The 8,905-nt window shown below is 53.3% G+C and carries 14 protein-coding genes; 8 read left to right on the top strand and 6 right to left on the bottom strand.

Annotation, left to right across the window (positions count from 1 at the left end):
• A partial coding sequence (locus tag H7A81_RS23135; RefSeq protein WP_370529979.1) for an NAD(P)-dependent oxidoreductase occupies nucleotides 1–189 on the bottom strand: 189 nt, incomplete at its 3' end.
• 161 nt (nucleotides 190–350) lie between these two features.
• Here H7A81_RS23135 and H7A81_RS23130 point away from each other — a divergent pair.
• A complete protein-coding gene (locus H7A81_RS23130) occupies nucleotides 351–992 on the top strand; it encodes a tellurite resistance TerB family protein (protein WP_166932288.1) in 642 nt (213 codons plus the stop codon).
• A gap of 17 nt (nucleotides 993–1,009) precedes the next feature.
• On the opposite strand, the gene H7A81_RS23125 is transcribed toward H7A81_RS23130, so the two are convergent.
• On the bottom strand, nucleotides 1,010–1,882 hold the full coding sequence (locus H7A81_RS23125; protein ID WP_182058832.1) for a LysR family transcriptional regulator: 873 nt from the start codon (nucleotides 1,880–1,882) through the stop codon (nucleotides 1,010–1,012).
• Between the two features lie 92 nt (nucleotides 1,883–1,974).
• Between H7A81_RS23125 and H7A81_RS23120 the strand changes: the two genes are divergently transcribed.
• Together H7A81_RS23120 and H7A81_RS23115 are read left to right on the top strand one after the other, a co-directional pair.
• A complete protein-coding gene (locus H7A81_RS23120; RefSeq protein ID WP_182058834.1) occupies nucleotides 1,975–2,487 on the top strand; it encodes a phenolic acid decarboxylase in 513 nt (170 codons plus the stop codon).
• Nucleotides 2,488–2,614: 127 nt separating this feature from the next.
• Entirely contained in the window at nucleotides 2,615–4,678 is a 2,064-nt protein-coding gene (locus H7A81_RS23115; protein WP_182058831.1) for a prolyl oligopeptidase family serine peptidase, read from the top strand.
• Here H7A81_RS23115 and exoX read toward each other — a convergent pair.
• Both exoX and H7A81_RS23105 read right to left on the bottom strand, forming a co-directional pair.
• A complete protein-coding gene (gene exoX, locus H7A81_RS23110; RefSeq protein ID WP_038646533.1) occupies nucleotides 4,672–5,340 on the bottom strand; it encodes an exodeoxyribonuclease X in 669 nt (222 codons plus the stop codon). The two genes, H7A81_RS23115 and exoX, sit on opposite strands and share 7 nt — an antisense overlap.
• Before the next feature lie 7 nt (nucleotides 5,341–5,347).
• Complete coding sequence (locus tag H7A81_RS23105; RefSeq protein ID WP_034828680.1) at nucleotides 5,348–5,578, bottom strand: DNA polymerase III subunit theta; 231 nt, start codon at nucleotides 5,576–5,578, stop codon at nucleotides 5,348–5,350.
• A 152-nt stretch (nucleotides 5,579–5,730) separates the two neighbouring features.
• Here H7A81_RS23105 and copC point away from each other — a divergent pair, with 152 nt between their 5' ends.
• From copC to H7A81_RS23080, 5 genes are all read left to right on the top strand, one after another.
• Complete coding sequence (copC, locus tag H7A81_RS23100; protein WP_166932294.1) at nucleotides 5,731–6,108, top strand: copper homeostasis periplasmic binding protein CopC; 378 nt, start codon at nucleotides 5,731–5,733, stop codon at nucleotides 6,106–6,108.
• A gap of 3 nt (nucleotides 6,109–6,111) precedes the next feature.
• A complete protein-coding gene (gene copD, locus H7A81_RS23095) occupies nucleotides 6,112–6,993 on the top strand; it encodes a copper homeostasis membrane protein CopD (RefSeq protein ID WP_166932296.1) in 882 nt (293 codons plus the stop codon).
• 28 nt (nucleotides 6,994–7,021) lie between these two features.
• Nucleotides 7,022–7,369 (top strand): YebY family protein, encoded by a 348-nt coding sequence (locus H7A81_RS23090; RefSeq protein ID WP_034828876.1) that lies wholly within the window; start codon nucleotides 7,022–7,024, stop codon nucleotides 7,367–7,369.
• Nucleotides 7,370–7,837: 468 nt separating this feature from the next.
• Nucleotides 7,838–8,164 (top strand): hypothetical protein, encoded by a 327-nt coding sequence (locus tag H7A81_RS23085; protein WP_182058830.1) that lies wholly within the window; start codon nucleotides 7,838–7,840, stop codon nucleotides 8,162–8,164.
• A gap of 108 nt (nucleotides 8,165–8,272) precedes the next feature.
• Complete coding sequence (locus H7A81_RS23080; RefSeq protein WP_166932300.1) at nucleotides 8,273–8,440, top strand: hypothetical protein; 168 nt, start codon at nucleotides 8,273–8,275, stop codon at nucleotides 8,438–8,440.
• A 42-nt stretch (nucleotides 8,441–8,482) separates the two neighbouring features.
• Here the strand turns inward: H7A81_RS23080 and H7A81_RS23075 are convergent, their stop codons facing one another.
• Both H7A81_RS23075 and H7A81_RS23070 read right to left on the bottom strand, forming a co-directional pair.
• Nucleotides 8,483–8,761: a hypothetical protein gene (locus tag H7A81_RS23075; protein ID WP_182058829.1), complete on the bottom strand. Its 279-nt coding sequence runs from the start codon at nucleotides 8,759–8,761 to the stop codon at nucleotides 8,483–8,485.
• A 62-nt stretch (nucleotides 8,762–8,823) separates the two neighbouring features.
• Nucleotides 8,824–8,905 (bottom strand): DUF3761 domain-containing protein (locus tag H7A81_RS23070; RefSeq protein ID WP_182058833.1); only part of this gene is annotated, 82 nt, incomplete at its 5' end.

Below are 8,905 nucleotides of genomic sequence, written 5' to 3'. Positions count from 1 at the left end.
GTCCAGCATATTGATCACATGGCTACGGTGTACAGCGTGCATCGCAGGGGCATCGGCATAACGATCCACGGCAATCACTTCCACACCCAGACGCTGACACTCCAGCGCCACTTCTTTGCCCAATTCGCCTGAACCTAACAGCATCACACGCGTTGCGGCAGGGCGCAGCGCGGTTCCGAGAGTCGTCATAATTTCACCTTAGCAGTCAAAATGCGCGCGCAGTATATACGAAAACGTTTGCGTACTCACGCATTCGCCTTCATCAGGTTTGCCATACTTTTCCCGCTCTGACGTTACCTGACACTCGCTACGGCAGCATGGAACGCGGAAACTTAAACAGGAGTTAAACGATGAGCAATTGGTTGCAGCAAATCCAGTCGGTGCTGGCGAAGAAGGGCAGCGACGGCAAAGCCGGTGGTTTGAGCGATATGCTGGCACCCGGCGCGCTGGGTGGGTTAGCGGGATTGCTGGTGGCTAGCAAGTCTACACGAAGCCTGTTGACCAAATATGGCGGCAAAGCCTTGCTGGTCGGCGGCGGTGCGGCAGCGGGCGCCGTGCTATGGAACAAATACAAACAGCGTGTGCGTGAAACGCACCAGGATGAGCCGGAATTTGGTCAGTTGCAGACACCTGTGGATCAGCGCGCTGAACGTTTGGTGACGGCGTTAGTGTTCGCTGCCAAAAGCGATGGTCATATTGACGATCGCGAACGTGCCGCTATTGAGCAGAATATCCATCAGGCGGGTTATGGTTCACAGGCGGAAACGCTGATCCAGCAGGCGATGAACCGTCCACTCGATCCACAGTGGCTGGCGGCAGATGTGAAAAACGAAGAAGAGGCGCTGGAACTGTACTTCCTCAGCTGTGCCGCCATCGATGTGGATCACTTTATGGAGCGCAGCTATCTCTCTGCACTGGGTGATGCCCTGAAGATCCCACAGGATGTGCGCGACGGCATTCAGCGCGATATTCAGGCGGAGAAAGCGGCGTAATGATGCTGATGCCTGGATCATATCCAGTCTTTATTGCGCATCAGATCGAGCAGTGTTTGCAACTGTGCATCAATAACAATTATCTCGTTATTGATCAGTAAATGCAGCGCTGTTACGCGACGAACGCCCTGCTGCAGCGGCAGCATCTTCAATGTTCCTGCCGCCAGGGCGGACTGAATACGGGTCTCCGGTAACCAACCATAACCAACCTGATGCATTACTGCCTCAATTGCGGCCTCGATGGTGGAACAAGCCCAGATCTCTCCCTGATGGTGCTCCTGCAGTACGCTAAAATGCTGATGATCGGCAATGCGGATCAGCGGATATTCCGCTAACTGCTCAGCACTAACCGCACCATTCAAGTGATGTAACGCATGCTGGTGGTGCGCAACAGCCACGAAATCCACATTCATCATCCATTCGCCCCGGCCTGTCCCGGGCTGGCGCTGGCTCAATACCATTACATCCGCCTGGCTGTTATCCGGTATCTGCGTTTCCAACACCTCGGTGACGTTAACCTGCGTACCTGGATAGAGACGCTGGAATTCACTCAGCACACTGAACAAATGCTCGCGCGGCAAGATGCTATCCACCATCAGTTCGATGCGGCTGCGCTCACCGTTGCGCATAGCGCTGGCGGTGCTTTCCAGCGCGTAGAAAGCTTTCAACAGTGGCCTGACCTGCGCCAGAAGCTTCTCGCCTGCAGGCGTCAGCACGGTGCGCCTTCCTTTGGTCTCCAGCAAGGTGACTTCAAGGCGTTCTTGCAGCATGGCGAGGTTATAGCTTACCGAAGACTGGCTGCGATGTGTCGACTCGGCCGCGCTGGCGAAACTGCCGCGCAGCACCACCTCATTTAACAAGCTCCACTGTTCCAACGTTGATTTATGCATATTATCTAAATTTTGAATGAATTTTATCGAAACATAGCGTTATTCATCAGGTAAGTGAAGGCGTAATCTGGCTTCAAACCAAAGGAGAACACATTATGAGCACCTTCGATAAAAATGATTTGGCTGGATTTGTTGGCAAACACCTGATCTATACCTATGACAATGGCTGGAACTATGAGCTGTATATTAAAAATGCCAGCACCGTTGATTATCGTATTCATAGCGGGATGGTGGGTAATCGTTGGGTTAAGGACCAGCGCGCCTATATTGTGCGAGTCGCGCAAGAGGTCTACAAAGTTTCCTGGACTGAACCCACCGGCACTGACGTCAGTTTGATCGCGAATCTGGGAGACAGATTGTTTCACGGTACGATCTTCTTCCCCCGCTGGGTGATGAACAACCCGCAGCAGACGGTTTGCTTCCAGAATGAACATCTCAACGAAATGAATCGTTATCGCGAAGCGGGTCCAGCTTATCCCACTGAAGTGATCGACGAATTTGCCACCATCACACTGGTGCGAGATTGCGGTGCCGATAATGATGAGGTCATCGCCTGTGCGGCCAATGAATTGCCCGCTGATTTTCCAGCTAATTTGTTGCGTTAACCACCCTTGACGAGGGAGCGCATGAAAAAGCGCTCCTTTCGTTACACTTCCTGTGCGCTGCTGCTTGGCTTCCCGCGTGATAAGTGCCACGCTTGCTGAATGTTGTCTTTCAGGGAAAGGAGCCAGAATGAACCAGCCGCAAGCGAAAAAAATCCCCCACGTCATGAACCTGCACGGTGAATCGCGCACCGATAACTACTATTGGCTGCGCGATGACGAGCGTGAAAACCCAGAAATTCTGGCACATCTGCACGCCGAGAATGCGTACGGTAAAGCGATGATGGCGTCGCAAGATCCTTTGCAAGAACGGGTATTAAAAGAGATTGTCGACCGCATTCCACCGCAGGACCACTCCGTCCCCTACGTAAAAAACGGCTATCGCTATCAAAGCCGCTATGAGGTCGGCAACGAATACCCGCTCTATTTTCGTCAGTCGGTAAACGCACCAGCGGATGAACCCTGGCAACTGCTGATCGACGGCAATCAACGAGCTTCTCACAGTGATTTCTATACCATGGGCGCACTGGCGATCTCACCCGACAACCAGGTGATGGCGCTGGCGGAAGATTTTCTGTCGCGCCGCCAGTATGGCATCCGCTTCCGTAACTTAGAGAGTGGTAGTTGGTATCCGGAAGTGCTGAGCAATGCTTCTTCCAGCGTGGCGTGGGCCAATGATTCGCGCACGCTGTACTACGTGCGTAAGCATCCGAAAACGTTACTGGCCTATCAGGTGTGGCGCCATGAGTTAGGTCATCCGCAATCAGACGATCAGCTGGTGTATGAAGAGCAGGATGAGAGCTTCCACCTCAGCGTGCACAAAACTACCTCCGAGCACTTCATCCTGATTGCGATGTACAGCACCACTACCAGTGAGATCCAGCTGATTGATGCCGAGTATCCGGATGCGCAGCCGCAGGTATTCTGTCCACGTCGTCGCGATCACGAGTACAGCATCGATCACTACAATCACCAGTTCTATATTCGCTCGAATCGCGACGGCAAAAACTTTGGTCTGTATCGCAGCGCATGGCTGGCGGAGAACCGCTGGCAGGCGTTGATTCCGGCACGCGATAACGTGGTGCTGGAGGATTTCCAGCTGTTCCGCCATTGGCTGGTGGTGGAAGAGCGCCAGCGCGGCGTCAACACGCTGCGCCAGATCAACTGGGAAAGTGGAGAAAGCATCGGGATCGCCTTTGACGATCCGGCTTACGTCACCTGGCTGGCATACAATCCTTCGCCGGAAAGTGACACGCTGCGTTATGGCTATTCATCCATGACTACGCCAACCACGCTGTTTGAACTCAATATGGAGACGGGCGACCGCCGCGTGTTGAAACAGACGCCGGTGCCGGGCTTCAACTCAGATGACTACAAAAGCGAACATCACTGGATCACGGTGCGTGATGGCACTGAAGTGCCGGTGTCGCTGGTCTATCACCGTAAGCATTTCAAATCGGGCAGTAATCCACTGCTGGCTTACGGCTATGGTGCCTATGGCAGTAGCATGGATGCCAGTTTCGGCACCAGTCGTATCTGCTTGCTGGAACGCGGTTTTGTTTACGCCATTATCCATGTGCGCGGCGGTGGCGAACTGGGGCAGCAGTGGTATGACGATGGTCGCCTGAAGAATAAGATGAATAGCTTCACCGACTTCATTGATGTGACGCAGGCGCTGGTGGCGAAAGGCTACGGCAATCCGCAGCAGCTGTATGCGATGGGCGGCAGTGCGGGCGGCTTGTTGATGGGCGGTGTGATGAACCTTGCCCCCGAACTGTTCCACGGTGTTGTGGCGCAAGTGCCGTTTGTCGATGTGGTGACGACCATGCTGGACCCGTCGATCCCACTAACCACCGGCGAATATGACGAGTGGGGCAACCCGGAGCAAGAAGAGTTTTACCACATCATTCGCCAGTACAGCCCGTATGACAACATCGAAGCGAAAGCCTACCCGCATCTGTTAGTGACGACAGGATTGCACGATTCCCAGGTGCAGTATTGGGAACCGGCGAAGTGGGTAGCAAAACTGCGTGAGCTGAAAACCAACGATACACTGCTGCTGCTGTGTACCGAGATGGATTCCGGTCACGGTGGTAAATCAGGGCGTTTTAAAGCCTATGAAGGGGTAGCGCAGGAGTTTACTTTCCTGATCGGGCTGGCGCAGGGCAGCTTGCCAGACCGCGTCGATTATTGATCGACTTTCACGTACTTGCGCAGCGCCTGCCGTAACGGTGGGCGCAAATCGCGCACATTCTCCAGCACCCAGCGTAAGTAGCCGGGATCTTTACGCGCAATGCTGCCAATGCTTTGTCCGCGATATTTACCAAACGGGAACACATCGCCGCTGACTTCTGCGGGCTGACAGCGGCCGACCATATCACTGACGCTCCAGCCGGAGGTCTCCATGATGCGGATCAGCAGCGCAGCGGTGACATAGCAGTCATATAACGCACGGTGCGCATGCAGTTCAGCAGGTGGCGTAACGTCAAGCTTCAGGCTGTGACGCAGTGCCTGGTTTCCGTACTTAATGCCCGGCCACAGCTGGCGCGCCAGCGTCATGGTGCAGATCCATTCACCGGGCATGATCGGCAACATACGACGATCAAAACTGGCATTGTGCGCCACATAATGGGGGCTGCCATGATAGCGACCAATCGCTTCTTCAATGGTCGGCTTATCGGCGACCATTGCTTCCGTAATGCGATGCACCGCCATCGCCTGACGGCTGATAGGGCGGTCCGGGCAAATCAAATCGCTCATCGGATTGACGATCTGTCCGTCTATCACATCCACTGACGCGACTTCGACCACGCCGCCTTGCAGGCCACAGGTTTCGGTATCAATAACGCGTAACATAGGTTAATTACTTCTGTTTGGGTTCGTAGGGCAGGCGAGAGAGGCTGAGCGATGCCTGGCGATAGCTCATCAAACGCTGACGGAACCACTCGCGCAGCGCTTCCGGCTGCTCGCGCTCGACCATTTCCGCGATCACGGGCATGTTGTAGCGCTCTTTAAAGGCCACGCCTGCGGCGGCCAGATCGACATTGACTTTGTCTTTCTCTTCCTGCGACAACAGGGCAAGGTTTTGGCTCATGCATTTCTCCTGATAAACAGGGGCAAAAGTAATGGTTTCCCCTTTACGGATCAAGGAAATTGGATCGCACCGCAAGTCTCGACACGTCTGTTCCAGCGGCGTATCCTGCTGCCACGTTTGCGGCAGAGGCCGCATGGCAAAGGGAAGAAGTGATGAAGAAAACTGCGTTAAACCCGATTGTGGCGATGTTGCTGGCGTCATCCACGTTGGTCTTCAGTCAGTTTGCACTGGCACATGCTCACCTGAAAACGCCGGTTCCCGCCAATAAAGCGGTGATCGACAGCTCGCCACAAAATCTGACGCTGACCTTCACAGAAGATGTTGAGCCTGCCTTCAGCGGTGTTGAAGTGCTCAATGCGCAGAATCAGCCGATGGCCGTGGAAAAAGCCAAACTCAACGACAAGCAGCATGATCAGTTGATCGTGCCGATCAGTAAACCACTGCCGTCAGGTCACTATCAGGTGAACTGGCATGTGTTGTCCGTTGATGGTCACAAAACCAAGGGAAGTTACGCGTTTAGCGTGAAGTAATCGATGAGCCTGAGCACGTTGTGGATTGTCCTGCGCGCCCTGCATTTTATTGCGGTGCTATTGCTGGCTGGCAGTGCGTTCTACACGGCTCTGCTGGCACCGCGGCGTTATCGCCCGGTGCTGGCGCAACGATTGCACAAAATTTTAGTCACGACGGCGCTATTGAGTTTGCTCAGTGCGCTGTTAATGCTCGCCACGCAAACCGGTTTGATGAGCGGTGACTGGCACAATGTCGGTGACCTGGAAACCTGGCAGGCGGTTTTAGCGACGCGCTTTGGCGCGGTGTGGTGTTGGGAACTGGGGTTCGCACTGCTGAGCACGCTGGCCTTGCTGCTGCGTGGCACACTGCGCCAACAGCTCTTGCTGATAAGTGGTCTGTTGCAGTTGGCGGCGCTGGCTGGCGTTGGACATGCCGCGATGCGCGATGGTTTACCCGGCTTGCTGCAGCAGATCAATCACGCGCTGCACTTGATTGCCGCCGCGTTTTGGACCGGCGGCTTACTGCCTCTCTTATTGCTAATGCGTGAAGCCCGTCAGATTACGTATCGCACCGATGCGATTCGCTGCATGATGCGCTTTTCGCGTTATGGGCATCTGGCTGTCGCACTGGCTTTGCTTACCGGGCTGAACAACAGCCTGCTGATTGGTGGCACACCGCTCAATTGGGGCACCACCCTGTGGAGTGCGATGCTGGTGGTCAAAGTGATGCTGGTAATGATGATGGTGGGTATTGCGCTGATCAATCGCTATGTTCTGGTGCCAGGTTTTCGCGTCGCGGGCAGCCACGCGCCGCAGCAGTTTATTCGCCTGACGCAGCTTGAGCTGCTGCTGGCCATTGTTGTTGTCGGATTGGTTAGCGTGTTTGCCACGCTGTCACCGGCCTGAATTGTCATAAATGAAAAATGAGGTCGATATTTTGCTGAAGAAATTGATTCCAGCCTGCATTCTGATGGCGCTGTGCAGCCAGGCGATGGCCGCACAGATTATTACCGTCAGCCGCTTTGAGATTGGCAAAGACAAATGGCCCTTCACCCGCGAAGAGGTGATGCTGACGTGTGAGAAAGACGGCGCGCTGTTTGCCATCAATCCGAGCACCTTGTTGCAGTATCCGCTGAATGATAAAGCACAAGCACGCGCTGATGCCGGCAAGGGCACACTGCAATCCATCGATACCATCGTGGCGGAAGACAAAGCACATCCTGGCCAGAAAATGAGCCTGCAACCGATCGTTGATCGCGCGCAGCAGCTGTGCGGTAAGTAATCCCTGCAAAATTCGGGCGTAGCGCACAGTTTTGCCGCTACGCTTGCTTTTCCGATGTGTCAGCACGATCACAGAGTTGGCAGCTTCCTGACCGCATCGTGACGGTTGGCTGGAAAATAATCACCCTTGGACTACCTTTAAATGGCAAGGCGAACTCGCCTTCAAAAATGCCAACTTTTAGCGCACGGCTCTCAAAGAGCCATTTCCCTGGACCCGATACAGGAATCGTATTGGGTCTTTTTTTATGTAATTGATTTTTATGGTTATAATTTACTCTTCACCCAAGTTTCCCGAAATTTGTCCGAAATCCTTTTATCCGAATCAATTTCATATCCCGCAATCCTAACCCAATCTTTGCGCAAAATACCCGCAAATCGCCCAGTTATTCACCCAATCGCGCCTCGCTTCACGTGCTACATTTCCTCTCAGCAATACGCCAACCCTGCCAGCCCAAACGAGAGTCTTGAGATGTTCAAATCTGCTGTACTGTTCACCACTATCCTGCTGCTCAGCGGCTGCGCCCTGAAGCAATACCCGCAATCACCCAAAGTCAGTGATGAAGAAGCGCAAACCTACAATTGTGCGGCACTGGATCAGGAAATTGCGAAATCCCACAGTGTGCAGCAGCAGATCGACAAAACCGGTGAGTTTGATGCGCTGACGGTGATTGGTTTTATCGGCGACTTTGGCATCGGCAACGGTATCGCGAAGGCTAGCGCCAACAAGCATGCCTCGACACGGTTAAATCAGCTGGAACAATTAAAAGCCGTGCGTTGCAGTCATCCAACGGCGTAATGAATTCAAGCCAGCACGAAAGATGCGGACATTTAACAGCAGCCAGTTAGCGTGAAAAATGGTATAAGAGTGCGCACTGTTTTTATTGCCGATTAATAAGGATCCTTCATGGCAAATGCGCAATATCTTCTCTGGGTAATGATTGGCACCTTAACGCTGCTGAGCATCTTTATTGGTGTGGTAGTCGGTCGGACGAAAACGCCTCGTGTCGGCTTTGCGACCTTTGCCGGATTATGGGTATTTTTCCTGCTGGCGATATTCTTTCTCTCGCATTAAAGAGCACCGTTTGCCACACGGCTTGTGTGGCAAATCAGTTGGTTAAGCGGTGTGGTGTAAAGCGGCACGATGCTGAGCAATTAGCGTGTCAGCCAGGTGAGGATCTTCTTCATGTTGCGAGACGTAATATTCATAAGGATCGCGCACGCCGAGGCTTTCGATATAATCCAGATGGGCTTGTTTCACTTCGCGGTTAATATACTGCACCAGCTCTAATCCCAACTCATCCGCATAAACCGGCGCTTTGCTTTTTATTTCGCGAATCAAGTCCACGTTATTTTGCATAAAAAGCTCCAGATCGATTTTATAATAGTCTTTCATTGCTCACTCCTTAAGAAAATAGTGTCCTTTAAGCCTGGCACATGCTGCTTATTGCGTGTGGCTTAAGATGCCAGCCATTCCGCAACGCCACCATGGCGAGAACAGGTCCCGCGGTGATGGGTGCTGAAACTGTATGACCCATCG

Origin of the sequence: Pantoea sp. ME81, assembly GCF_903970985.1 — a bacterium.
GTDB classification, from domain to species: Bacteria; Pseudomonadota; Gammaproteobacteria; order Enterobacterales; family Enterobacteriaceae; genus Pantoea; species Pantoea communis.
This window is presented reverse-complemented; position numbering and strand designations above follow the sequence as displayed.

Excerpts from the sequence above, each read along its gene's own strand:
- copC (WP_166932294.1), top strand. The coding sequence starts at position 5,731 with ATGAAGAAAACTGCGTTAAACCCGATTGTGGCGATGTTGCTGGCGTCA.
- H7A81_RS23080 (WP_166932300.1), top strand. The coding sequence starts at position 8,273 with ATGGCAAATGCGCAATATCTTCTCTGGGTAATGATTGGCACCTTAACG.
- copD (WP_166932296.1), top strand. The coding sequence starts at position 6,112 with ATGAGCCTGAGCACGTTGTGGATTGTCCTGCGCGCCCTGCATTTTATT.
- H7A81_RS23125 (WP_182058832.1), bottom strand. The coding sequence starts at position 1,882 with ATGCATAAATCAACGTTGGAACAGTGGAGCTTGTTAAATGAGGTGGTG.
- H7A81_RS23085 (WP_182058830.1), top strand. The coding sequence starts at position 7,838 with ATGTTCAAATCTGCTGTACTGTTCACCACTATCCTGCTGCTCAGCGGC.
- H7A81_RS23115 (WP_182058831.1), top strand. The coding sequence starts at position 2,615 with ATGAACCAGCCGCAAGCGAAAAAAATCCCCCACGTCATGAACCTGCAC.
- H7A81_RS23075 (WP_182058829.1), bottom strand. The coding sequence starts at position 8,761 with ATGAAAGACTATTATAAAATCGATCTGGAGCTTTTTATGCAAAATAAC.
- H7A81_RS23130 (WP_166932288.1), top strand. The coding sequence starts at position 351 with ATGAGCAATTGGTTGCAGCAAATCCAGTCGGTGCTGGCGAAGAAGGGC.
- H7A81_RS23105 (WP_034828680.1), bottom strand. The coding sequence starts at position 5,578 with ATGAGCCAAAACCTTGCCCTGTTGTCGCAGGAAGAGAAAGACAAAGTC.
- exoX (WP_038646533.1), bottom strand. The coding sequence starts at position 5,340 with ATGTTACGCGTTATTGATACCGAAACCTGTGGCCTGCAAGGCGGCGTG.